We start from the raw sequence: 22,721 nt of genomic DNA on the forward strand, positions 1-22,721 counted from the left end.
TGAAAAAAAGAGCGGCTTGTGAAAGACTGAAATCAAAGTTCACTGCCGCGTGATTGAATGACACAGGAGAATGCGCCGATCGAGGGCGAATAAGGGGTGAAAAAGTAACGCGATTGCCGCTATCTGTCTATCGGGGTGGCGGATGCAGCCTTTCGCGGCTAAGATTCGGTCATCCACCTTTAGTGAAAGAGCTATTTCAATGCGCTGTTTGTTAGTTACGTCTATTTGCAACGAGGGTAGTGCGGTTTGGGAATGGGTTGCCCATCATCTGAACGCAGGTTTTGACGATATAATAGTGTTTCAAAATGACAGCACCGATGGAACGCGCAAGGCGCTATCGATTTTGCAGGAAATCGGGGCGATCAAGCTGTTCCTAAATGGGGGCGCGCAATCTGCTGAAAAAAGAAATTGGCAGATGCGGGCCTACCGGCGGGTCTCGCAAATGCCAGAATACCACGATGCGGATTATGTCTTGGCATTGGATGGGGACGAATTTCTATGTGTGAAAACGCCAGAGCAAACCGTGCAGTCCTTGTTCAATCATGTTCCACAGGCCGATGAGATTCGACTCAATTGGAAGATTTTTGGGTCAGGGGATCATCAGGAACTATCAGGAGAGTTGATTACCGAGCGATTTACTATGGCTCAAAAGGATGATTTGATCCGCACCAAACCATCGGCATTCAAGACATTGTTCCGTTCGGAGGCATTCAAACGCCCAGGTATTCATCGCCCGCGCGAGCCCTTGATAGCCCAGCCCGCAGAAACCAATGGCTCTGGAATGGCTGAGGGGAGTTTTGATAGCCATAACTGGTATAGCAGTGATCCCGAGGGGCGTCGCTTTGCCCAAATCAACCACTATATACTAAGGGACGCCCAGACGTTTTTGCTAAAGGCCCTAAAGGGACGCCCTGGGTTCCCGCCTGTGGATGTAAACGCGGGTTATTGGGACATGTACAATATTAATGACGAACAGGATCTGATTCTACAGCAGCGGGTGTCACATCTAAGTGCAACCATGGAGCGGCTAAATGATCTATCCGGGGGGCGTTTGCTTAGCCTGCGCTTGATGGCCCTGCAAAAACAATTGGAAATGTTCGAACGGACCCAAGAGAACCCAGAACTGCGCGCACTATATGATCGGGTGTGCGCGCGTTAACCCATGCGCCGGTCTGTTCTTTGTTGCTTTTGAAAAATATCAAAACCGGTTCAGCATTCGCTTGCATTGCCTGTCCGCATTTCGTAAAGCGTAACCACTTTGGTATAGGGGTTTAGCTCAGTTGGTAGAGCATCGGTCTCCAAAACCGAGGGTCGTGGGTTCGAGTCCCTCAGCCCCTGCCAAAGTTTTGGTGTCAATCAATGTGCTAGCGTGAACTTTGACACATTGATTTTATCAGCTGGCTGTCATCCAAAACTCACTCCAGTCTACGCATTTTTGCGGAGCAGGAATATTGGCAGAAATTTACACCATATTTGATGCAACTAGAGAACGCTAAGGTTGCTTTTGAGGGATTGTCGCGGCTGACGGTATGCAGATCATCGATATGAGGCGAGATCAAGGCGTCACCACCTTGCGATATCACCTAAGGGTTGCAAGTGCATGAATGAAAGAGTCAGCCTCCGACTTTCGGAAAATCGTTAATTTTTCGTATATAATTCCGTGATTTAATTGATTTTGCAAAATTGTTACACAATCTATGCCTTCCTGTCACATAGGAATTCTAAACATTTCTCATCCGATAAGAATCGGGACGTATTAACTAAACCGAGGTCGAACTGATGTTCACTAAAGCTCTATCCATTACTGCTGTTGCCATGACAGCTGTCGCTGCACCTGCCTTCGCTGATCGCGATCAGCTGAAGATTGTTGGCTCATCTACTGTATTCCCGTTCTCTACAACCGTTGCTGAACGCTTTGGTAAAAATACAGATTTCAAAACACCTGTTGTTGAATCAACTGGTTCTGGCGGTGGTTTGAAATTGTTCTGCGCTGGTGTTGGTGAAGCACATCCTGACATCACAAACGCGTCACGCCGGATCAAATCCTCCGAAGTGGAAAAATGTGCCGCAAACGGCATCAACGACATCGTAGAAGCTAAAATCGGTTATGACGGCATTGTTTTGTCAAACTCGAAGCAAGCGACACAGTTTGACCTAACTTTGGCAGATATCTTCTTGGCATTGGCCAAAGATGTTCCAGCCGAAGAAGAGGGTAAACTACAAGCGAACCCTTATGTAACTTGGGATCAAGTGAACCCACAGTTGCCAGCAGTAAAAATCGAAGTATTGGGACCACCCCCGACATCTGGTACACGTGATGCATTCGTTGAGTTGGCAATGGAAGGCGGCTGTAAATCGGTTGCTTGGATCAAAGAATTGAAGAGCACTGATCGGGCTGCCTATAAATCATTGTGCCACACAATCCGCGAAGATGGCGCATATGTAGAAGCAGGCGAAAACGATAACCTGATCGTTCAAAAGCTACAGGCTAACCCAGCTGCTTTGGGCATCTTTGGCTTCTCTTTCCTAGAGCAAAACTCTGATGCGGTTCAAGGTTCCAAGATTAACGGTGTTGCGCCAGAATTTGAAGCAATCGCAGAGGGTACATATCCTGTTTCTCGCTCACTGTATTTCTATGTGAAGAAAGACCATGTTGGTGTCGTTCCAGGTGTTGCAGAGTTCTTGGCTGAATTCACATCAGAAGATGCTTGGGGTGAAGAGGGCTACCTAGCTGATAAGGGCCTGATCCCAATGACCGAAGCTGAGCGCGCTGAGTGGGCTGGTAAAATCACTGGTCTTAGCAACCTAGCGATGTAAATCATTGCAATAGAATTTAGAAAGGGGCCCTTGGGCCTCTTTTTTTTTGCGCGCTTGGGTATGTTTACAAAACCGTTACATAACTGAAGTCTAAGCGTTACATAGAAAATCTATTGTTAACCTGTTCGTAAGAATCGGACAGGAATATAAACTGGGGACTGCCTATGACTGCCAAGGCTCAATCTAATCCAACCGATTTCATCATCAACACCGGCAATAGAACAAAGATTGGCGAAAGCATTCTTAAGCTTACCATGATCCTATGTTCTCTTGTTGCTGTTGGGGTTACAATTGGTATCGTGCTTTCGCTGGTCGTAGAGGCCATCGAGTTTTTTAAAAAAATTCCGATTACGGAGTTTTTGTTTTCAACTGAATGGTCACCGCAGACCGCTCTGCGAACAGATCAGGTCGCGGCAGAGGGTAAGTTTGGGGTCATCCCCTTATTTACCGGTACGTTGTTGATCTCTGCAATCGCCATGGTGGTCGCCACACCGCTGGGGCTCGCATCTGCAATTTTTCTAGCGGAATATGCCAGTAAACGCTCGCGTGATGTGATCAAGCCAATGCTGGAAATTCTGGCCGGTATCCCAACGGTTGTTTACGGATTTTTCGCTGCATTGACGGTCGCGCCATTTATCCGCTGGACAGGCAGCAGTGTCGGTCTGGAGGTCGCATCAGAAAGCGCACTTGCGGCTGGTCTGGTCATGGGAATCATGATTGTGCCTTTGATTTCATCTCTGTCAGATGATGTGATCAACGCAGTACCCCAGGCCATGCGTGATGCCTCGATGGGGCTGGGTGCAACCCAGGCCGAGACCATCCGTCAGGTGATTTTACCCGCTGCAATTCCTGGAATTGCTGGCAGCCTTTTGTTGGCCGCCTCCCGTGCGATCGGTGAAACAATGATTGTGGTGATGGCGGCTGGATTGGCCGCAAATCTTACCGCGAACCCGTTAGATGCCGTGACCACCATTACTGCGCAAATCGTTGCCCTACTTACTGGGGACCAAGAATTTGATAGCGCAAAAACCCTATCCGCATTCGCCCTTGGCCTGTTATTGTTCATGGCAACCCTGTTGTTGAACTATTTCAGCCTGCGTATCGTGAAGAAATATAGAGAACAATATGACTAGTACAAACACCAGTTTTCTTAAGGGCCAAGCGCACCTTACAAAACGTCACCGTGCCGAGACGCGTTTCCAGATGATGGGCCGCTTTGCTATTGCACTGTCGCTAGCGTTTCTGATCTTTATGGTTGGATCTATCTTTTGGCAGGGGAAAAGTGCCCTACAAACGCATCAGATAGCGTTGAAGTTGGATCTGTCCGCCAAAAACGTTGATCCGGCAGATATCCGTAGCGCACGTTTTGACGCGATAATCAAAGCAGCCCTGCGCGAAACTTTCCCGGATGCCACAAAACGAGCAGAAAAAAGAAAGCTATATGGTTTGGTCAGTACGGATGCTGGTTTCGAATTGCGCAATCAAATAGAAGAGGACCCCAGCATTTTGGGAGGCACTCAGATTATTTGGGTAAGTGCCTCGGATGATGTGGATATCTTCTCCAAGGGACAGATTGACCGGCATGTACCGGAAAGTGATCGTCGCCTTGATGATCAACAAATCGGGTGGATCGACAACTTGGCAGAAAACGGTGCGATCAAATCGGTTTTCAACACCAAGTTCTTTACCAATGGCGATAGCCGTGAACCGGAATTGGCCGGAATCCTAAGCGCCTTGGTTGGATCAGCCCTGTCTTTGTCGGTCTGTTTTCTACTATCATTCCCTATTGGAATCCTATCTGCGGTCTACCTAGAGGAATTTGCGCCTAAAAACCGCTGGTCTGATATCATCGAGATCAATATTAACAACCTAGCGGCGGTGCCCTCGATTGTATTTGGTCTACTAGGGCTGTCAATTTTCCTAAGCACCTTCGGCCTGCCACGTTCGTCACCACTGGTTGGTGGGATGGTCTTGTCGCTAATGACCCTGCCTACGATTATCATCGCTTCACGCGCCAGCCTGCGTGCGGTTCCTCCGTCAATCCGCGAGGCGGCTCTGGGGATGGGTGCAAGCCCCGTACAGGCCACCTTCCATCATGTTGCACCCTTGGCTTTGCCTGGGATGTTTACAGGGGCGATTGTGGGTATGGCGCGGGCCTTGGGTGATACCGCACCATTGTTGATGATTGGTATGGTCGCCTTTATCGTAGACGTGCCCAAAAGCTTCCTTGAGCCGGCAACAGCGCTACCTGTACAAATCTTCCTTTGGGCGGATGCGCCTGAACGAGCCTTCTTAGAAAAAACATCTGCGGCGATTATCGTTTTGCTTCTGTTCCTTGTTTTGATGAACATTGCAGCGATTATCCTGCGTAAGAAATACGAACTGAGGTTTTAATAATGACAAAGACCCCCATCATAACCGCACGCGATGTGGATGTATTCTATGGCCAGAAACAAGCCCTAGACAAAATTAACCTAGAGATCCCCGAAAATAAGGTGACCTCGCTGATTGGCCCATCTGGATGTGGTAAAACCACCTTCTTACGCTGTATCAACCGCATGAATGATTTGGTTGATATTTGTCGCGTCGAAGGCGAGATTAAAATAGCAGATCAGGATATCTATGCCGCCAATGTGGATGTGGTTGCCTTGCGGTCTCAGGTCGGGATGGTTTTCCAGAAGCCAAACCCATTCCCGAAATCGATTTTTGACAATGTGGCCTATGGCCCGCGCATTCACGGTCTAACCAGCAGCAAAGCCGAAATGGAAGAGCTGGTCGAGTGGTCATTGATTAAGGCCGGATTATGGGAAGAGGTAAAAGACCGCCTACAGGAAACCGGAACCGGTCTATCTGGTGGGCAGCAACAGCGCCTGTGTATTGCGCGCGCAATTGCTGTGAAGCCCCGCGTCGTCTTGATGGACGAGCCTTGTTCAGCACTCGATCCTATCGCCACCGCGATTATCGAAGAATTGATTGATGAGCTTCGCAAAAACTTTACCATTATCATTGTAACTCACTCTATGCAGCAGGCTGCACGGGTATCACAACGCACGGCGTTCTTCCACATGGGTAACCTTGTGGAAAGCGGCCCAACCAAAACAATTTTCACATCGCCCAAAGATGAGCGCACCCAAAACTATATTACAGGTCGGATCGGATAGGAAAGACAATGGAACATACTCATATCGTTACACGGTTTGATAAAGACCTAAGTGAAATTGAACAGCTATTGGTCGAAATGGCCGACAAGATAGCAGTACAAATCAAAGATGCGGCACAAGCCTTGCAATCTGGCGATGATGCATTGGCCAAAAAGGTGATCAAAGGCGACAGCGCGATCAATCGCCTCGAAGAAAAGATTGACGAAAAGGCCATCCGATTGATCGCCTTGCGTCAACCAATGGCCGAGGATTTGCGCAGCGCCATTACCACGCTAAAGGTTTCTACCAGCCTTGAGCGCATGGGTGATTACGCCAAGACCTTGTCCTACCGCGCCCGCGAGTTGGATGATTTGTCAAAGTTGAAACCTGTTTTGCGCAGTATTTCGGAAATGTCAGACAAAATCACGGCGATGCTGGATATGGTTATGGAGGCCTATGTTAACCGTGATCTAGACAAGGCAATGAAAGCGCGTGAGGCGGATCAAGATGTCAACGACAAGACAGATGCGCTGTTTCGCGAATTGTTGACCTATATGATGGAAAACCCACGCAATATAGAGGCCTGCACGCATCTGTTGTTTATTTCGAAGAACATCGAGCGTTCTGGCGACCAAGTGACCAATATTGCAGAACAGGTGCACTACCTTGTTACTGGCGAACTGTTAGAAGAGTAAACCGATGTCTGTTGGTAACCCCAGAATTCTGATTGTCGAAGACGAACCTTCTCAACTTGAGCTTCTTTCCTATAACCTAGGTGTCGAGGGTTATGATGTTCTGAGGGCTGAAACAGGTGAAGAGGGGCTGTTGCATCTGAAGGAGGGTCATGTCGACCTGATCCTACTGGACTGGATGTTACCTCAGATTTCAGGGCTAGAGGTCTGCCGGCAAATTAAGCGAGACCGGGCCACGCAAAATATACCTGTGATAATGTTAACTGCGCGCGGCGAAGAAGATGACAAGGTGCGTGGGCTAGACACAGGGGCGGATGATTTTATCGTAAAGCCCTATTCTATCAAAGAGCTTCTAGCGCGGGTGCGCGCTGGATTGCGCAGCCGCGGTAGCACAGGCGCCGAGGTGCTATCCTATGAGGCCTTGTACATGGACAAAGTCCGCCATGTAGTCAGCGCCGCAGGAAAGCAGATTGTACTTGGGCCGCTGGAATTCAAATTGTTGCGGGTCTTCATGGAAGCCCCAGGTCGCGTGTTTTCGCGCGATCAGCTGCTGGAACGGGTTTGGGAAAACAACCTAGAGGTCGAAACCCGCACTGTGGATGTGCATATTGGCCGCCTACGCAAGCAATTGAATTCTGCGATCGATCAAAAATACATCCGCACGGTGCGGGGATTTGGTTATTCGTTGGATAGCGGTTTAGAATAAATCCTGATCTAGGAGCGCGAAAAGTAGCTTGCCTCGTTGGCCACGGTTTCCATCACCGCAAAAGAACTGGTCTGCAGTATGCTGGGTAGGTTGTTTAACTTCTCGCCCAGAACTTCGCGGAAATGTGCCATGTCGCGTGTGCGAATGGTGAGCAAGTAATCAAATGACGCGGCAACCATCAGGCAACTTTCGACCTCGGGAATCTCTTTGATCGCGCGATTAAATTCGGTCAGCGAGGTTGCCCCATTTGCTGAAAGCGATACCTGAACCACGGTCAAATGAGCGCGGCCAAGGCGCTCCATATCCAAAATCGCTTTGTACTTTTTTATGTACCCCGTTCTTTCCAGCCGTTTAACGCGCTCGGAACATGGGGTGTTGCTAAGATTGATTCGTGCTGCAAGATCAACAATTGATAGGCGCCCATTGGCCTCTAACTCCTCCAGAATTCGAAGATCAATTTTATCTAAATCCCTGCCCATTGGTAATTTTCCCTAAAAATATGAGATTATTTAGCAAATATAGTGTTAATTTCCCCAAAAAGAAAGCCTATTCCTAGTGTATATCACTATTCTATCCCCTTAACCATAAATGCGAGAGTTATACAACCTAGTGTTGTGCATCTGTAAAATTAATCGCAAATTTGGTTAAGATTTTTGCATAAAAGGAGAGAGTGCATGACTGTAAAACTAGTAGTGGGGCTTGATGGTGCCGAGACGGGTAGCCGTGCTCTTGCATTTGCCAAAGAGCTGGGAGGCCGTATTGACGATTGCGAACTGATTGCAATTTATGTGATCGAGTGGTCGCCGTTTTCATTTCAAACAGCCGAGGAAAATGCCAAACGTCACAAACGTCGTGAAGAGGAGCTGGAAACAGCAACAACCCGCATTGTGGATCCTGCGGTCGCAGAATTGAAAGCCGCCGGTTTCAAGGCGCGCGGTATTGTTCAGCATGGGGATGTTGCGGAAACACTGAACAAGCTTACCGTATCCAATGGGGCATCACAGATCATTGTGGGCCGCACATCTGATAGCGGTATTGCCAAACGCATTTTCGGCAGCGCCACCCAGAATTTGGTGATGCATGCCGATGTACCAGTCACGGTCGTAGGATAGGGGATATTATGTTTACGAAAATGAAAATTACGCTGATGGCCATGATGGCCACTATTCTAGCAAACCCCGTTCTGGCCGAAGAGGCCATGGGATTCGATGCGAAGGTTAACGCCGCATTTGCCAAAGTTACCGGCCCGTTTGTGGGATTCATTTTTGCGCCTCTGCCGTTTGAGGTCGGGGGCGTGTCCTTCCCATGGATTGTGATGTGGCTGGTTGTGGCAGCTACTGTCTTTACCTTTTACTTTGGGTTCGTTCAGTTTCGTTTCTTTAAGCATGCGATTCACTTGGTTCGGGGGGATTATTCTGATCCCAATGATGCTGGTGAGGTAAGTCACTTTCAGGCATTGGCGACCGCGCTATCCGGTACGGTTGGTCTGGGGAACATCGCTGGTGTTGCCGTGGCCGTTGGTATCGGTGGCCCGGGGGCTACGTTTTGGATGATTCTAGCGGGGCTTATGGGCATGGCATCGAAATTCACCGAGTGTACGCTGGGTGTTAAGTACCGGAATGAATACCCAGATGGCACCGTTTCTGGTGGCCCGATGTATTACATAACCAAGGGTTTTAACGAACTTAACCTACCGGGTGGTAAAATCTTGGCTGTTTTGTTCGCGGTATTCTGTATTTTGGGTGCATTGGGCGGGGGCAACATGTTCCAAGCAAACCAAGCCCACGCACAGATTTCAGGTATTGTTGGTGAATATCCTGGCTGGATCACTGGCTTGGTATTCGCGGGTGTTGTTTTTGCCGTTATCGTTGGCGGTATCAAATCGATCGCGAACGTAACCGAGAAGATTGTTCCATTGATGGGCATTCTGTACGTTGGTGCAGCATTGATCATTCTGTTGGTGAACTACGATAAAATCGGCTGGGCATTCGGTCAGATATTTGCTGGTGCCTTTACCGGTCTGGGTGTTGCCGGTGGTTTTGTTGGTGCCTTGATCCAAGGGCTCAAACGTGCGGCATTCTCAAACGAGGCTGGTGTTGGTTCAGCGGCGATTGCCCACTCAGCGGTGAAAACCAAAGAACCGATCACAGAGGGTTTTGTATCCTTGTTAGAGCCGCTGATCGACACGGTTGTGGTTTGTACAATGACTGCCTTGGTTATTACCATTTCACAACAGCTGATTGTTGATCCGGTGACTGGCAATTATGCCCTGAACGAAGCTGGTGATGCGATTGCTACTGTCGGTGGTGTTGGTGGTGTTGCGCTAACTTCTGCGGCCTTCGGTGCGAGCATCAGCTGGTTCCCATACATTTTGGCCATTGCGGTTGTTCTGTTTGCATTCTCTACCATGATCTCTTGGTCATATTATGGGCTAAAGGCATGGACATTCTTGTTCGGAGAAAGTGCGAAATCAGAACTGACCTTCAAGGTTATCTTCTGTGTATTCATCGTTATCGGTGCTGCGGCTAGCCTTACCCCAGTGATCGATTTCTCTGACGCAGCGATTTTTGCCATGGCCGTGGTGAACATCCTTGCGCTGTATTTCCTGATGAAGCTGGTGAAGAAAGAATTGATTTCTTATGCCGACCGTTTGGAATCAGGCGAAATCAAGAAATTCGTCGAATAATAATAGCGGCGCGCGGGTTATCTCGCGCGCCGATCCGTCGCAATAGCAATGCGTATTACACCGTTGCCGCAGGCGGCAGGCAATCGGCCACATTTTAGACTGGGGCCATGGGATAAGAACGGGTTGAATGCCACGTGCCATGTCGTCATATTATGGCAACCCGCGCGATCCAAAACTGTTCGGGGATGACTGATTATTCTATGACAGGGGTGCCATATGCCCAATCCGCTATTTGATGCCCTTCTTGGCCCTCATTTGGACCGAGAGCGCGTATGTATCACCACACCTGATGGGCAGAACCTGAGCTTTAGGGATGTCATCACGCAAACCGCACGTATCGCAAATAGCCTCTGCGCGCTTGGATTAGGCAAAGAGGATGTCTTGGCGGTACAAGTGGAAAAATCCCCCACCGCGTTGTGCATTTATTTGGCTTGCCTACAGACGGGGATCGTTTTTTTGCCGCTGAACACGGGATATACAGCGGCAGAGCTGAGATATTTCATCACCGATAGCGCTGCTAAATTGCTGATTTGTGATAAGGACAAATATGCCTGTTTAGTGGATAATTTACCCGACATTGCGATGCTGACATTAAATGACGATGGCACGGGAACCTTAGCGGATCACGCGCAGAAACAGCCAGGGCACTTTTCTACGGTTGCTTGCTGTGCTGATGATTTGGCCGCATTGCTCTATACCTCTGGAACCACCGGGCGTTCTAAGGGGGCAATGCTTACACAGGGAAATTTGTTGTCAAATGCCCAGACCTTGGTTGATTTGTGGCAGTTTGATCACCACGACCGTCTTATTCATGCCCTGCCGATTTACCATACTCATGGGCTGTTTGTTGCGATGAACGTGGCGCTGATCTCTGGTGCAGAGGTCTATTTAATGCCAGCATTTGATGCCGGATTGGTGATCGAACAGATGCCAAAGGCTACGGCCCTAATGGGCGTTCCGACATTTTACACCAGATTGCTAGATTCACCTGCGTTTAACCGGTCAGTCACGGAAAACATGCGGTTGTTTGTTTCTGGTAGCGCACCCTTGTTGCAGGACACGCACGAAAAATTTGAGGCTATATCAGGTCATCGAATCCTAGAGCGCTACGGGATGACAGAAACAGGTATGAGCATCTCTAATCCCTATAGTGGAGCACGGCGGGCTGGCACCGTAGGGTTGGCCCTGCCCGATGTGGACATTCGAATCGTTGATGAGAGCAAGGGCACGGCGGTGGTACGGGGTGAAATTGGTATGCTAGAGGTGCGCGGAGAAAATGTGTTTCAGGGCTATCTGAATATGCCAGAAAAAACCGCAGAAGCGTTTCGCGCGGATGGGTTTTTCATCACGGGTGATTTGGCGCGTCAAGATGATCAGGGCTATGTGCACATTGTGGGGCGCGAGAAAGACCTGATTATTTCGGGGGGGCTAAATATCTACCCTAAGGAAATAGAACAGGTTTTGGATGCGCAATTTGGCGTTTTAGAGAGTGCTGTTATTGGCGTACCACACCCCGATTTTGGTGAAACCCCCGTAGGGATTTTGGTGGCACGGCCCCGCGCGAAATTGGATATCGTCAGCATTCAAACTGGTTTAGCGGGTCAATTGGCGCGGTTTAAACAGCCGCGCCAATTGATTGTTGTGGATATCTTGCCGCGTAATACCATGGGTAAAGTGCAAAAGAACCTGCTGCGTAAACAGTACACTAATCTGTTCGCTTAGCTGGTTTTATCGCCCCATATTTTCATATGCGCCATGATCTGGCCATGATCAGAGGCCAGCTTATTATAGGGTGCCTCTGGGTGTGATCCATCTGTCAGATGGTCATTAAACACGCTGAAATATTCCATTTCACCAATCGCATTCTCTGATGTGGGGATGAAATGATTGCTCATCAAAATCTGATCGATGCTTTCATACACGCCCCCAAAGGCTGAGGTGTAGACCATGTCACGTAGGCTCTTTTGTACGAATAACTTCTCGGCAGAAATCATGCGGTTACGTTCGATTTCACCGCGAATATGGATGTTCTCTTCATCACTATAGCGATCATTGCGCTTTTCGGCATTATGGCGGCGCATCCACGCATAGTTCTTAAAGGGTTTTTCGCCGGCGATGATCTCCGATGATACCGCATGCTCGCTGTCGTTGTAATCGCCCAGAACCATCACGGGCGTCCCCAAGGCTAGCTCGGCAACAATGAGGCGGCGCAGAACCAAGGCCTCGGCCATGCGCCGGACGGTTGCGCGCAGCGCCCCCATAGCGCGGCCAATTGGGTCATAGTTGGTCAAATCGGCTTCTGGCGAAAACTCGGCACCTGCGGGGCGCAGGTATTCCCCTAGCTTGGATTTCAAGTGACAGTTAAAGACGCAAATTTTTTGCCCATCAACATTGATGTGGGCTTTGATCATGGGGCGAGATAGGCGCGTTAGGGTGAATTTCCCAGCGTCCCCACCCCCCAGTTCTGGGAATTTTATGCTAAGGGGTGTTTCCAACTCTTGGATTATTTCTGGCGTACCAACAAAACCGTGGCGTGATAGCATAGCCAGCCCAGGGCGGCGATGTCCCGGTTCACCATCGTGAATATTCGGTGCGAAAAACAAGCTGCCTTCGCCATAGGCCTCGTGGCGTAGCTTCTTAAAAATAGCTTTGCGATGATAGCGCTTGGATCTATCGGGGATGACATCTGCATTGTGATCCGCGCCACGCTTGTTGACCTCGGCAATCACGTCCTGTAGCGATTCTTCGGTGAAAATCTCTTGGAAGCCGATGATATCAGCGTTCAGCGATAGGACCTGATCTGCCAGCCAGTCTTGCTTCCAAGCGTACTCCTCTGGGGTGTATTTTTCAAATCTGTAGAATTCCTGATCGGCACCGATCAAGTTTTTTACGTTGAAGCTGCTGATGGTAAATGTGCTCATGCTATGCTTTCATATTTTTAAGGGCTTGGGTGAACATTTCTGCGCCGACATTCCCACCACTGGCAACTGCGATTACCGTATCGCCAGCAATCTTGTCCGGATGGAACAAGGCGGCAGCCAAGGCAATGGCCCCACCCGGTTCGATTACTATTCTTAGCCGCTCAAACGCCAGGGCCATGGCCCGCAGACAATCCTCTTCGGGGATCACAATGCCTTCGCTGCAAAGCCTGTTTAGTATAGGGAAGGTCAGCTCTCCGGGGCTTGGAGTGAGAATTGCATCGCAAATCGATCCAGACAAGCGCTGGTTTATCTCGGGTTTCCCCGAAACCAGCGAACGTGCCACATCATCAAATCCCTCGGGTTCTACGGGATGTACGGTCAGGCCTGGGTGCTGTTCCAGCGCTAGGGCCACACCGGATGTTAACCCGCCACCGCCGCAGGGAATTAGAACGCTGGCGCTATCGATTCCAAGTTCTGCAGATTGTACAGCTATTTCCAGCCCGATGGTTCCTTGCCCTGCGATGACATCATGGTTGTTAAATGGCGCAATCAAGGTGCGAGCGCCATCGGGATTAAGCGCTGCGGTCACGGCCTCTCTATCTTCTGTTTCGCGATCATATAGAACCACTTCTGCTCCCAATGCTTGGGTATTTGTACGCTTAATTTCTGGGGCATCTGAAGGCATCACAATTATTGCACTGCAATTGTGGTGAGCGGCGGCCATGGCGACCCCCTGTGCATGATTACCCGACGAAAAGGCAATAACCCCCGCGCGGCGTTGATCCATGCTGAGATTCGAAATCGCTGACCACGCGCCGCGAAATTTAAAGGATCCGCTGTGCTGAAGGCATTCTGGTTTCACAAATATCGGGCGCCCTGCAATCTGATCCAAAAAAGGCGAAGAGAGCAGGGGCGTTTTTCGTGTATGTCCTGCGATGCGCGCGGCGGCGGCTTGGATTTCGCTAAGCGAGCTCATGAGAATTCCTTGACAATTTCTGGGACGGTGCGCAGGTCAGATATGATTTTATGTGGAGCAAAGGGCAAGCGGTCTATCGGGTCTTTGGCGCGATTAACCCACAGCGTTGTAAAGCCAAAACCAGACGCACCTGCCACATCCCATCCGTTGGATGATACGAATAAAACCTCGTTGGGTACGACATTAAATTTATCCAAGACCAACTGATAAACAGGGGCGGCAGGCTTGAATACACCGACGTCTTCGACACTGATTGTTGCATCCAACAGTGCACCGATGTCGGCCGAATTAACCGCCCCCATCAACATATCAGGCGAACCGTTAGACAGAATGCCAGTGCTCTGACCCATTGACCTTAACCGGGTCAGCATTTCTCGAACCTCGGGATATGCGGGCAATTCCCAATACAGCGCCAACAATGCGGCGCGCAGTTCTGGGTCTGTTTGGTCGGAGGCCTCTAGTGCATAGTCCAGCCCCTCCTGGGTGACCTGCCAAAAATCAGTATGTTGCTCCATAATCGCACGTAACCAAGTGTACTGAAGCTGTTTTAGGCGCCAGTTCTGGGAAATTTCTGGCCAGTGTTTAGCAAAGCTCTCACGCCCCTTCTCTGCGGCTAAAATACGCGCGGCGGCGGCCACATCGAACAGTGTGCCATAGGCATCGAATATACAGGCTTTGATCATACTATGCTCCTTACTGCACTATGACCAATTCTGCATGCGGGTCAAACCTTAGCGCAGATAATAGGCCAATAGAGGTATGCCAGCCCAAAGCAGCGTTGCCGCGCTAACCAAATAGGTTCCCAAAAGCATCGCCCCCTGTCGTTTCGTGGGTTTTCTTGCTAAAATATAGGGGGGCGGTTGTGTGACATTTGGCAGGGACATCAGCGTCAGCAATATGATAAAGATGCTCTGCATATAAATCCCAACCAATAGGGCAATGCCCATCATTACCATCCCAAAGGGCTTGGCGGCCTTGGGCCAGAAAATTTCAAACAGAATGTGTGAGATTTTCCCACCATCAAGGGGACCGATTGGCAGTAGGTTGAAGAAATTGATCGTGCCAGAGAAAATGCCAAAATCCCACAGGAATTCCCGTAACATCGGGGGCATATCGTAATTTCCATAAACCAAGGACAGGGCCAAGATCGTTGGTGCGATACAGATCGCAGGCCCCATTATCGAAATGAAATATTGTTGCAGCGGCCCATCTGGGCGCTTGGCAGAGCTGGCAACCCCGCCCATCAGAGGGATCAGGCGAAAGGTTGCGTCATCGTGACCGCAAATGCGAAATGCGGCCACATGGCCAAACTCGTGGATCGCGATGATCGCGACCAATGCTAGGCCGGTGATTGGCCCAAAAAAGAACATAGCCGCCGCAATTGATAGGGCCGCCATGATCAGCGCGTTCATCGAAAAATCGATGCGCAATCGGCCGCGAGAGGTACGCCAACCGCCGCGTAAAATCAGATAGGTCAGGTAACACAGACCTAAGGAAAGAGCGACGGTCATGCTGAGCCTTACAGGTTTTCTGGCTGCGCCATGCCTAACACGTGATAGCCGCCATCAACGCGGATAATTTCGCCAGAAGTGCAGGCCCCAAAATCCGAGGCTAAATAAACGGCGGTGCCGCCAACGGATTCTAGTGTTGCATTGGCGCGCAGCGGAGAATTTGCCTCTGTAGTGCGGAATGTTTTGCGCGCGCCGCCAATCGCTGCGCCTGCCAATGTGCGCATGGGGCCGGGGCTGATGGCATTCACGCGAATGCCCTGTGGCCCCAGATCATTTGCCAGATAGCGCACGGCACTTTCTAGTGCGGCCTTGGCTACGCCCATCACGTTGTAATAAGGCGTTACACGGTTTGAGCCTTGGTAGGTCAGGGTTAGGATCGTGCCACCATCATCCATCATCTCGGCCGCACGACGCGATATCTCGATAAGAGAGAAACAAGAAATATCCAACGAGTTCTTAAAATTCTCGCGAGATGTATCAACAAAGCGACCTGTCAGCTCGTTTTTATCAGAATAGGCAATCGCATGAACAACGAAATCCAACCTACCCCATTTTTCCTGCAATTGCGCAAATGCGTTATCCAAAGAGGCGTCATCGGTTACATCCACATCCACCAGAATATTCGAGCCGAGGCTCTCGGCCAGCGGTTTTACCCGCTTGCCAAAGGCTTCACCCTGATAGGTGAACGCCAGCTCGGCGCCCTGTGCGGCCATTTCGCGTGCGATACCCCATGCGATAGATTTATCATTGGCCACGCCCATAACTAGGCCGCGCTTGCCCTTCATCAAATCTGACATATCAATCTATCCAGTATATTTGCTCATGGCGATGGTAGCATTCGTGCCACCAAAGCCAAAGCTGTTTGACAGAACCGTATCCAGACCAGCGTTATCGATGCGCTGGGTGGCTATCTCTTCTGGTTTTAGCTCTGGGTCTAGATCTGTGATATTGGCCGATGCGGCAACAAAATCATTATCCAGCATGATCAGGCTGTAGATCGCCTCTTGAACACCTGTTGCCCCTAAAGAGTGGCCCGTTAGGGATTTGGTCGAGCTGATGATTGGTTGTTCTTGGCCTTCAAAGACACGGCGTACGCCCTGTACCTCGGTTACATCCCCAGCAGGGGTCGATGTACCGTGGGCGTTGATATAGCTTACCTTACGCTCGCCCAATGTACCTGTGGCCAGCCGCATAGAGCGTTCGCCGCCTTCACCGGAGGGGGCCACCATATCATGGCCGTCAGATGTAGCACCGTAGCCTGTGACTTCGGCATAGATTTTGGCACCACGCGCCAAGGCATGATCTAGCTCTTCTAGTACCACAACACCGCCACCACCGGCGATTACAAACCCATCGCGTGACGCATCAAAGGCGCGCGATGCGGTTGCAGGTGTGTCGTTGTACTTAGAGGACATCGCTCCCATAGCATCAAACAGGCAAGACATGGTCCAGTCTAATTCTTCGCCGCCGCCAGCAAATACAATATCTTGTTTGCCAAATTGGATTTGTTCGACGCCATTTCCAATACAATGTGCAGAGGTTGAACAGGCCGAAGTGATTGAATAGTTCACGCCTTTGATTTTAAAGGGCGTTGCCAAACAGGCCGAGTTGGTCGAGGACATACAGCGCGTGACCATAAAGGGCCCCATGCGTTTCGGCGCACCCTTTTCCAGCGTGATCTGATGCGCGGCGAACAAATTGATCGTAGAGGGGCCACCAGAGCCCATCACCAAACCGGTGCGCTCATTAGATACCTCATGGGGTTCTAGGCCCGCATCTGCGATCGCCTGCTCCATTGATAGATAGTTATATGCCGCACCTTGGCCCATAAAACGCATCTGGCGTTTATCGATATGTTCGGTGACATCGATCTGGGGCATGCCGTGAATTTGGCTGCGAAATCCTTTTTCCGCATAATCAGGCGCGGCCACAATGCCCGATTTTCCTTCTTTCAGGCTGGTGGTAACTTCTTGGATGTTATTCCCGATAGAGGAAACAATCCCCATTCCAGTAACGACGACGCGGCGCATAAGCATACTCCTTTTGAATTCTTATAAATCAGGGGGGCAGGGGTTAAGTGTCTGCCAAGCCCACTTTCATATTTGTGACGGAATAGATTTCCTCACCATCGGCGAACACCTTGCCATCTGCAACACCCATCTTTAGGCGCCGATCGATCACACGCGTGAAATCCACGTGATAGGTTAACATCTTGCGCGTTGGGGTGACCATACCGGTCAGCTTTACCTCGCCAACGCCCAGAGCCATGCCTTTGCCCAGCATGCCGCGCCAGCCCAAATTGAAACCCGTTAGTTGCCATAAACCATCTAGCCCCAGACAACCCGGCATAATTGGGTTGCCAGGAAAATGGCATTCAAAAAACCAGAGGTCAGGGTTGATATCGAATTCAGCTACCACATGACCCTTGCCATTGCTGCCACCATCGGCGGAAATTTCGGTGATGCGATCCATCATCAGCATTGGGGGCATGGGCAACTGAGCGTTGCCCGGGCCAAACAGCTCGCCCTGCGCGCATTTAATAAGATCTTCTTTGCCATAGCTGGTTGGTCTGTCGGTCATTCACCCTGCTCCATTTTTTTTCGATACTTACCATTGCTAAGCAATAGGTGGCAATAGCGGGTTGGGCTGCCAACGGATTGCCAAATTAATTTAATTGAACTCTGGTATAGAAGGGGGCATATTAAGGGCAAGCAAATCATAGGTGACCTGTGACAACCACACCTGAAATGATCAGCCAAGAATGGCTTAAAAAGGGCGGGGTGCGGCCTACGCGTCAGCGCCTTGATTTGGCGCGCCTATTGGTTGGGGATAACCAAAATAGGCACGTCTGTGCCGAGAGCCTGCATATGGCTGCAGCCGAGGAAAACCTAAGCGTTTCGCTGGCCACCGTTTACAATACCTTGCGTGTGTTTTGTGATGCAGGGCTGGTGAACGAGATCACCGTAGATGGACAGAAATCCTATTTTGATACCCGCACGGATGATCACCCGCATTTCTATTGGTCCGAGACTGCGGAACTATCAGATGCGCCAAAGGAATCCGTTCAGTTTGAAAAATTACCAGAGGCGCCAGAGGGCTACGAAATTGATCGGGTGGATGTGGTTATTCGGTTGCGTCGCAAGGCATCAGACCCTCATTAAACAAATCGTGCTAGAACCATTGCCCCGGTTCCATCATCCCCAATTCCAGCAGTTGCTTTGCAGATTGGTCGAATTCGATTGAATTGGGCCAGCTAAAGCTGCGGATTTGGGCCCGCGATTCTGGGTTGTTCAGCAGATATTTAGCCGCGCGAAACGAACAGACACAGGTGGTCGGACTGTTGTGCCATTCGCATTGTACGGTTTCATATTCAGGAATGTTGAAAGTGAAATTTTGCCCCAGCTTTAATCCTTCGCTGGCCTTGAAAACGGATGCGTTGTTGATGCGGCGGCGCTCCCAGGGGATGTGTTCTTCAAAGCGCCAGCGTAAGCCACCAAATACATCTAGCTGGCGCGGAAGTGGCCCGAATTCGTCTCTTCTGGCGTGGGAATAGTAGCCGATCCGATCAAGGTGGGCGTGCTGCGGTGCGAAATCCTGATCTGTATTGGTGATGCTTTCTGGATACAGATCGATGGTGGAGGCAAAGGCCGATAAGCGTTTTTCCTCGTCTAGAAACCCAACGAAATCCCCGATACCGCGGGTGTCGCAAAACGGGAAGTACAGATATTCAGCGTTGAAACAATAGTGTATCCATGTGTTTGGAAACAGTCCAATATAGGTATTTACGATTGCAATGACCGCATCATTGGTCAAAATATCTGTTGTAACCCAAATCAAGCGATCATCATCTAAATCAGGCGTTAGCTCCGGATTGCCAAAGATGAAAATACGCTGAAATCCAAGGCCCATGGCATGGGTAATTGTATGGTGCAAGTTCACGTCGTCATCTGCAAAAATCAGAGCAATTGTCTTGGCTGATGCGCCCAATTTCTCTTGACTTTGAAGATGTGCGTAACTGAGCGTTTTCATAAAATTGAACTCCTTGACCGTTACGCAGTTCTTACCTTGCGTCCTGTAAAGATACAATCATTGCCCTATCATGAATTTAGAATTTATTAATTAACACGCACTACTTGAATTGATTTTGTTAAGTCATATTTGGGGGTAAATAATCGTTTAAAGGAGTATTAGGATGAAAGTTGATAGCCCTTCAGTTTCAGTCCAAGATCTGATTTCAAAACAGGTGGAAGGCCCCTATCAATTGGTCGCTTGTACGGCGCAAATTGTGTCTGCGGTTTTGATGAGTAAGCCACAAGATGCTAGCGAACTTCCTAAGCTTATTGATCAGGTGTTTTCACAGCTAAGTGGATTGCAAAATGGTGCGGCCTCGGATGTGCATGTTCTGCGCCCCGCCGTGAAGATCGAAGACAGCATCACCGAGGATTATATTATTTGCCTCGAAGATGGTAAGAAATTCAAAATGCTAAAAAAGCATCTGATGTCGGTCTATGGCATGACGCCAAACGAATACCGCCGCAAATGGGATTTGGATCCAGACTACCCCATGACCGCCCCAAGCTATGCCGCCAAACGCCAAGAGTTGGCCAAAAAAATCGGGCTTGGGCGCAAGCGCGGGTAGGTGGTTGGGATTGAACCCCGCTGCATTCTTGTGTACTGGCTGACGCAATCCTTAAATTTCGGCGATAGCGTCAGGCTAATAACATGTCCGCAGATAAAAAACTGTTTATAAAAACTTTCGGTTGTCAGATGAACGTCTATGACAGCGAACGCATGGTCACGGCCCTAGGCCAAGATGGGTATTCCGAGGTCTCCTCGCCCGAAGAGGCAGACATGATCCTGCTGAACACCTGCCATATTCGCGAGAAAGCCGCCGAGAAAATCTACTCTGACCTGGGCCGCTTTAAGCCGCTGAAAGCAAAGAACCCCGATTTGAAAATTGGCGTTGCTGGGTGTGTTGCACAGGCCGAGGGGGGCGAGATTATGCGCCGCCAACCCATGGTGGATATGGTTGTGGGCCCACAATCCTATCACCGGCTGCCCGATATGGCACGATCCGTAGAACAAGGCAAAAAACCGATCGAGACCGATTTTCCCGAGGAAGATAAATTCGAGCACCTGCCACGTGGCCCCAAGATGAAGCGTGCCCCAGCAGCGTTCCTGACGGTCCAAGAGGGCTGTGATAAATTCTGTGCCTTTTGTGTTGTGCCCTATACACGCGGCGCCGAAAGCTCTCGGCCTGTGGCACAAATCATTGCCGAGGCGCGTGATTTGGTAGAGCGCGGCGTGCGCGATATCACGCTGCTTGGGCAGAATGTAAATGCATATCATGGTACGGGCGAGAACGGCGATCAAACCCTGCCACAACTGATTGATGCGTTGGCTGAGATCGAAGACTTGCACCGCATTCGTTTCACGACCTCGCATCCGAATGACATGGATGATGCGCTGATCAATGCGCACCGCGATCAACCAAAGTTGATGCCATATCTGCATTTGCCGGTGCAGGCGGGATCAGACAAGGTGCTGAAAGCGATGAACCGCAAGCATACCGCTCAGAGCTATATCGAAATTATTGACCGGCTACGTGCCGCGCGCCCCGACATTGCCCTATCGGGTGATTTTATCGTTGGGTTCCCTGGTGAAACAGATGCCGATTTTGAGCAAACCTTGGATTTGGTGCGCCGGGTGAAATATGCCCAAGCCTATTCATTCAAATATTCCACTCGTCCCGGCACCCCTGCGGCGGATCGCAAGACTCAGGTGCCCGAAGATGTTAAATCCGAGCGCTTGAAGCGGTTGCAGGATTTGTTGTCAGAACAGCAAAGAGAATTCATGCATTCCATGGTTGGGCGAACCTTACCTGTACTGCTGGAACGACCCGGACGCCTAGAGGGACAGCTGGTTGGGCGCTCGGAGTATCTGCACGGGGTGCATCTACAGGTAGATCAGCAGAAAATCGGTCAGGTCGTGAATGTGAAAATTGTTGCGGCTGATACGAATTCTCTAAAGGGCGAGTTGGCTTAATATCCCATGAGTACATAGTGATAGGTCGTAAAACAGCCTGTGATTGCGGGCGCTGTGCGGCATAAAATCGACAGGCAGTTAGGAATATTGCAATGCCTTGTCCTGTATGTAACAGAGTGCTTGAAACTTGCGTTATTCTTGTTATCCTGTGCGCAATAATGGGTGCTTTAGGGCCCATCAATGTTTCGTATTAAGAAATCTAATAAAGGGGCAAAATTTGTTTTCAACTTCCTTAAAAAATACCTGCTCAGGTTTGGTGGCTGCCGCGCTGTTGGTTGCCAGCAGTTCTGCAGGTGTTCATGCTGACGGTCTGTCTGCTGATAATCCGACAACTGGACCCATCTCGGGCGAACGTTATGTACCAGCGGTATGGGTGGATCCTGATGGATGTGAACACTGGGTCATGGATGATGGTGTCGAAGGGTTTATGACGCCAAATGTAACACCAGATGGCAAACCAGTATGTCAACGCGGTAAGCGCTGCTTGGTTGCTAACTCGGATCAATTCTTTGCGGTTAATAGCGCAACGGTTTCTGCTCAAGGCGCGGCCACATTGGCGGCATTCTTCAAGAAACAGCCGGGCACCAGCTATGTGATCGAAGGTCACACAGATAGCGATGCAAGTGATGCGTATAACCTGTCATTGTCTAACAAACGTGCGGATGCGGTTGCGAAAATTGCCCGTGCAAATGGCGCCTCAAAGGTAGAAACCCGCGGCTACGGCGAGCGTAAGCCTATCGCATCAAACGATACTGCCGCTGGTAAGGCTAAGAATCGTCGTGTCGAAGTACAATGTGTCGGAGGTGCATCATGAGCCTAAAATTCACTGCACTAAGTTGTGCTATTGTGGTTGGTCTGTCAGGCTGTGTTGCAATTGATCCTGTGTTTTATAACATCAAGGACAAAACCGTAGATACCGGTATCGATTCTGGGCCATTGTCCAATATGGTCGCTGGTATTTGGGTAGATCCACATGGGTGTGACCACTGGATTATCGATGATGGTGTAGAGGGTTACCTTTCTGCGCGCCTAAATGACAATGGGAAACCTGTTTGTTCAGGTGTTGCATTGCCAAACAATGCGATTGGCCCGTTCAAGCGCGGCGAACCAAGCCGGATTGACGGCCGTTAAGACCCCAAAAAATATCTTGAGAAAAGGCCACAGAAATTTCTGTGGCCTTTTTCATTTAATCAGCCTTGCAGGCTTTACGCGGATGCGGCATCATTC

At 49.9% G+C, this 22,721-nt stretch carries 24 protein-coding genes and 1 tRNA gene; 16 read left to right on the forward strand and 9 right to left on the reverse strand.

All coding sequences use genetic code 11. The features are described 5' to 3' along the window. The first annotated feature begins 199 nt into the window (after positions 1 to 199). From QQL62_RS00005 to phoB, 8 genes are all read left to right on the forward strand, one after another. Entirely contained in the window at positions 200 to 1,159 is a 960-nt protein-coding gene (locus tag QQL62_RS00005; RefSeq protein WP_284374875.1) for a glycosyltransferase family 2 protein, read from the forward strand. 106 nt (positions 1,160 to 1,265) lie between these two features. Then, positions 1,266 to 1,341: transfer RNA gene (locus QQL62_RS00010), tRNA-Trp, on the forward strand. 438 nt (positions 1,342 to 1,779) lie between these two features. Then, positions 1,780 to 2,817 carry a PstS family phosphate ABC transporter substrate-binding protein gene (locus QQL62_RS00015; RefSeq protein WP_284374877.1) on the forward strand — a complete coding sequence of 346 codons (1,038 nt, stop codon included), beginning with the start codon at positions 1,780 to 1,782 and terminating at the stop codon, positions 2,815 to 2,817. A gap of 164 nt (positions 2,818 to 2,981) precedes the next feature. Next, complete coding sequence (gene pstC / locus QQL62_RS00020) at positions 2,982 to 3,950, forward strand: phosphate ABC transporter permease subunit PstC (RefSeq protein WP_284374879.1); 969 nt, start codon at positions 2,982 to 2,984, stop codon at positions 3,948 to 3,950. Next, a complete protein-coding gene (gene pstA, locus QQL62_RS00025; RefSeq protein ID WP_284374881.1) occupies positions 3,943 to 5,211 on the forward strand; it encodes a phosphate ABC transporter permease PstA in 1,269 nt (422 codons plus the stop codon). Before pstC ends, pstA begins: the two co-directional genes overlap by 8 nt. A gap of 2 nt (positions 5,212 to 5,213) precedes the next feature. After that, positions 5,214 to 5,978: a phosphate ABC transporter ATP-binding protein PstB gene (gene pstB / locus QQL62_RS00030; RefSeq protein ID WP_284374883.1), complete on the forward strand. Its 765-nt coding sequence runs from the start codon at positions 5,214 to 5,216 to the stop codon at positions 5,976 to 5,978. Between the two features lie 8 nt (positions 5,979 to 5,986). Beyond that, complete coding sequence (phoU, locus tag QQL62_RS00035; RefSeq protein ID WP_284374885.1) at positions 5,987 to 6,652, forward strand: phosphate signaling complex protein PhoU; 666 nt, start codon at positions 5,987 to 5,989, stop codon at positions 6,650 to 6,652. Positions 6,653 to 6,656: 4 nt separating this feature from the next. Beyond that, entirely contained in the window at positions 6,657 to 7,355 is a 699-nt protein-coding gene (gene phoB / locus QQL62_RS00040) for a phosphate regulon transcriptional regulator PhoB (protein WP_284374887.1), read from the forward strand. Between the two features lie 8 nt (positions 7,356 to 7,363). Here the strand turns inward: phoB and QQL62_RS00045 are convergent, their stop codons facing one another. Further along, positions 7,364 to 7,834, reverse strand: coding sequence for an Lrp/AsnC ligand binding domain-containing protein (locus tag QQL62_RS00045; RefSeq protein WP_284374889.1), 471 nt, complete (start codon positions 7,832 to 7,834; stop codon positions 7,364 to 7,366). Between the two features lie 195 nt (positions 7,835 to 8,029). Between QQL62_RS00045 and QQL62_RS00050 the strand changes: the two genes are divergently transcribed. The 3 genes from QQL62_RS00050 (at position 8,030) to QQL62_RS00060 (ending at position 11,763) form a co-directional block, all read left to right on the forward strand. Then, positions 8,030 to 8,467 carry a universal stress protein gene (locus QQL62_RS00050; protein WP_284374891.1) on the forward strand — a complete coding sequence of 146 codons (438 nt, stop codon included), beginning with the start codon at positions 8,030 to 8,032 and terminating at the stop codon, positions 8,465 to 8,467. Positions 8,468 to 8,475: 8 nt separating this feature from the next. Beyond that, complete coding sequence (locus tag QQL62_RS00055; protein ID WP_284374893.1) at positions 8,476 to 10,041, forward strand: alanine/glycine:cation symporter family protein; 1,566 nt, start codon at positions 8,476 to 8,478, stop codon at positions 10,039 to 10,041. Between the two features lie 216 nt (positions 10,042 to 10,257). Continuing rightward, complete coding sequence (locus QQL62_RS00060; RefSeq protein WP_284374895.1) at positions 10,258 to 11,763, forward strand: malonate--CoA ligase; 1,506 nt, start codon at positions 10,258 to 10,260, stop codon at positions 11,761 to 11,763. Here the strand turns inward: QQL62_RS00060 and QQL62_RS00065 are convergent. The 7 genes from QQL62_RS00065 to fabA are packed head-to-tail and all read right to left on the reverse strand — an operon-like array spanning position 11,760 to position 18,029. Then, positions 11,760 to 12,962, reverse strand: coding sequence for an endonuclease/exonuclease/phosphatase family protein (locus QQL62_RS00065; RefSeq protein ID WP_284374896.1), 1,203 nt, complete (start codon positions 12,960 to 12,962; stop codon positions 11,760 to 11,762). The two genes, QQL62_RS00060 and QQL62_RS00065, sit on opposite strands and share 4 nt — an antisense overlap. Before the next feature lies 1 nt (position 12,963). Continuing rightward, positions 12,964 to 13,938, reverse strand: coding sequence for a threonine ammonia-lyase (locus tag QQL62_RS00070; protein WP_284374899.1), 975 nt, complete (start codon positions 13,936 to 13,938; stop codon positions 12,964 to 12,966). Beyond that, positions 13,935 to 14,621 carry a haloacid dehalogenase type II gene (locus tag QQL62_RS00075; protein WP_284374901.1) on the reverse strand — a complete coding sequence of 229 codons (687 nt, stop codon included), beginning with the start codon at positions 14,619 to 14,621 and terminating at the stop codon, positions 13,935 to 13,937. Before QQL62_RS00075 ends, QQL62_RS00070 begins: the two co-directional genes overlap by 4 nt. Before the next feature lie 48 nt (positions 14,622 to 14,669). After that, positions 14,670 to 15,449: a metalloprotease gene (locus QQL62_RS00080; RefSeq protein WP_284374903.1), complete on the reverse strand. Its 780-nt coding sequence runs from the start codon at positions 15,447 to 15,449 to the stop codon at positions 14,670 to 14,672. An 8-nt stretch (positions 15,450 to 15,457) separates the two neighbouring features. Continuing rightward, complete coding sequence (locus tag QQL62_RS00085; protein ID WP_284374904.1) at positions 15,458 to 16,246, reverse strand: enoyl-ACP reductase FabI; 789 nt, start codon at positions 16,244 to 16,246, stop codon at positions 15,458 to 15,460. 6 nt (positions 16,247 to 16,252) lie between these two features. Further along, positions 16,253 to 17,479, reverse strand: coding sequence for a beta-ketoacyl-ACP synthase I (gene fabB, locus QQL62_RS00090; protein ID WP_284374906.1), 1,227 nt, complete (start codon positions 17,477 to 17,479; stop codon positions 16,253 to 16,255). A gap of 43 nt (positions 17,480 to 17,522) precedes the next feature. Further along, positions 17,523 to 18,029 (reverse strand): bifunctional 3-hydroxydecanoyl-ACP dehydratase/trans-2-decenoyl-ACP isomerase, encoded by a 507-nt coding sequence (gene fabA / locus QQL62_RS00095; RefSeq protein ID WP_284374908.1) that lies wholly within the window; start codon positions 18,027 to 18,029, stop codon positions 17,523 to 17,525. A 149-nt stretch (positions 18,030 to 18,178) separates the two neighbouring features. Here fabA and irrA point away from each other — a divergent pair, with 149 nt between their 5' ends. Next, on the forward strand, positions 18,179 to 18,610 hold the full coding sequence (irrA, locus tag QQL62_RS00100) for an iron response transcriptional regulator IrrA (RefSeq protein WP_284374911.1): 432 nt from the start codon (positions 18,179 to 18,181) through the stop codon (positions 18,608 to 18,610). Between the two features lie 10 nt (positions 18,611 to 18,620). On the opposite strand, the gene QQL62_RS00105 is transcribed toward irrA, so the two are convergent. Continuing rightward, positions 18,621 to 19,478, reverse strand: coding sequence for a hypothetical protein (locus QQL62_RS00105; RefSeq protein WP_284374913.1), 858 nt, complete (start codon positions 19,476 to 19,478; stop codon positions 18,621 to 18,623). A 163-nt stretch (positions 19,479 to 19,641) separates the two neighbouring features. On the opposite strand from QQL62_RS00105, the gene QQL62_RS00110 reads away from it, so the two are divergent. The 4 genes from QQL62_RS00110 to QQL62_RS00125 all read left to right on the forward strand — a co-directional run bounded on the left by QQL62_RS00110 (position 19,642) and on the right by QQL62_RS00125 (position 22,625). After that, entirely contained in the window at positions 19,642 to 20,088 is a 447-nt protein-coding gene (locus QQL62_RS00110) for a Ros/MucR family transcriptional regulator (RefSeq protein WP_284374915.1), read from the forward strand. Positions 20,089 to 20,171: 83 nt separating this feature from the next. After that, complete coding sequence (miaB, locus tag QQL62_RS00115; protein ID WP_284374917.1) at positions 20,172 to 21,494, forward strand: tRNA (N6-isopentenyl adenosine(37)-C2)-methylthiotransferase MiaB; 1,323 nt, start codon at positions 20,172 to 20,174, stop codon at positions 21,492 to 21,494. A gap of 217 nt (positions 21,495 to 21,711) precedes the next feature. Further along, complete coding sequence (locus QQL62_RS00120) at positions 21,712 to 22,308, forward strand: OmpA family protein (protein ID WP_284374919.1); 597 nt, start codon at positions 21,712 to 21,714, stop codon at positions 22,306 to 22,308. Further along, positions 22,305 to 22,625 (forward strand): hypothetical protein, encoded by a 321-nt coding sequence (locus QQL62_RS00125; RefSeq protein WP_284374926.1) that lies wholly within the window; start codon positions 22,305 to 22,307, stop codon positions 22,623 to 22,625. The genes QQL62_RS00120 and QQL62_RS00125 overlap by 4 nt, the downstream gene beginning before the upstream one ends. Positions 22,626 to 22,721: the final 96 nt, after the last annotated feature.

Origin of the sequence: Amylibacter marinus, assembly GCF_030160015.1 — a bacterium.
Lineage (GTDB): Bacteria > Pseudomonadota > Alphaproteobacteria > Rhodobacterales > Rhodobacteraceae > Amylibacter > Amylibacter marinus.

What these genes read in the sequence shown, in the direction of transcription:
- QQL62_RS00005 (WP_284374875.1), top strand. Translation starts at nt 200, where the DNA reads ATGCGCTGTTTGTTAGTTACGTCTATTTGCAACGAGGGTAGTGCGGTT.
- QQL62_RS00015 (WP_284374877.1), top strand. Translation starts at nt 1,780, where the DNA reads ATGTTCACTAAAGCTCTATCCATTACTGCTGTTGCCATGACAGCTGTC.
- pstC (WP_284374879.1), top strand. Translation starts at nt 2,982, where the DNA reads ATGACTGCCAAGGCTCAATCTAATCCAACCGATTTCATCATCAACACC.
- pstA (WP_284374881.1), top strand. Translation starts at nt 3,943, where the DNA reads ATGACTAGTACAAACACCAGTTTTCTTAAGGGCCAAGCGCACCTTACA.
- pstB (WP_284374883.1), top strand. Translation starts at nt 5,214, where the DNA reads ATGACAAAGACCCCCATCATAACCGCACGCGATGTGGATGTATTCTAT.
- phoU (WP_284374885.1), top strand. Translation starts at nt 5,987, where the DNA reads ATGGAACATACTCATATCGTTACACGGTTTGATAAAGACCTAAGTGAA.
- phoB (WP_284374887.1), top strand. Translation starts at nt 6,657, where the DNA reads ATGTCTGTTGGTAACCCCAGAATTCTGATTGTCGAAGACGAACCTTCT.
- QQL62_RS00045 (WP_284374889.1), bottom strand. Translation starts at nt 7,834, where the DNA reads ATGGGCAGGGATTTAGATAAAATTGATCTTCGAATTCTGGAGGAGTTA.
- QQL62_RS00050 (WP_284374891.1), top strand. Translation starts at nt 8,030, where the DNA reads ATGACTGTAAAACTAGTAGTGGGGCTTGATGGTGCCGAGACGGGTAGC.
- QQL62_RS00055 (WP_284374893.1), top strand. Translation starts at nt 8,476, where the DNA reads ATGTTTACGAAAATGAAAATTACGCTGATGGCCATGATGGCCACTATT.
- QQL62_RS00060 (WP_284374895.1), top strand. Translation starts at nt 10,258, where the DNA reads ATGCCCAATCCGCTATTTGATGCCCTTCTTGGCCCTCATTTGGACCGA.
- QQL62_RS00065 (WP_284374896.1), bottom strand. Translation starts at nt 12,962, where the DNA reads ATGAGCACATTTACCATCAGCAGCTTCAACGTAAAAAACTTGATCGGT.
- QQL62_RS00070 (WP_284374899.1), bottom strand. Translation starts at nt 13,938, where the DNA reads ATGAGCTCGCTTAGCGAAATCCAAGCCGCCGCCGCGCGCATCGCAGGA.
- QQL62_RS00075 (WP_284374901.1), bottom strand. Translation starts at nt 14,621, where the DNA reads ATGATCAAAGCCTGTATATTCGATGCCTATGGCACACTGTTCGATGTG.
- QQL62_RS00080 (WP_284374903.1), bottom strand. Translation starts at nt 15,449, where the DNA reads ATGACCGTCGCTCTTTCCTTAGGTCTGTGTTACCTGACCTATCTGATT.
- QQL62_RS00085 (WP_284374904.1), bottom strand. Translation starts at nt 16,246, where the DNA reads ATGTCAGATTTGATGAAGGGCAAGCGCGGCCTAGTTATGGGCGTGGCC.
- fabB (WP_284374906.1), bottom strand. Translation starts at nt 17,479, where the DNA reads ATGCGCCGCGTCGTCGTTACTGGAATGGGGATTGTTTCCTCTATCGGG.
- fabA (WP_284374908.1), bottom strand. Translation starts at nt 18,029, where the DNA reads ATGACCGACAGACCAACCAGCTATGGCAAAGAAGATCTTATTAAATGC.
- QQL62_RS00105 (WP_284374913.1), bottom strand. Translation starts at nt 19,478, where the DNA reads ATGAAAACGCTCAGTTACGCACATCTTCAAAGTCAAGAGAAATTGGGC.
- QQL62_RS00110 (WP_284374915.1), top strand. Translation starts at nt 19,642, where the DNA reads ATGAAAGTTGATAGCCCTTCAGTTTCAGTCCAAGATCTGATTTCAAAA.
- miaB (WP_284374917.1), top strand. Translation starts at nt 20,172, where the DNA reads ATGTCCGCAGATAAAAAACTGTTTATAAAAACTTTCGGTTGTCAGATG.
- QQL62_RS00125 (WP_284374926.1), top strand. Translation starts at nt 22,305, where the DNA reads ATGAGCCTAAAATTCACTGCACTAAGTTGTGCTATTGTGGTTGGTCTG.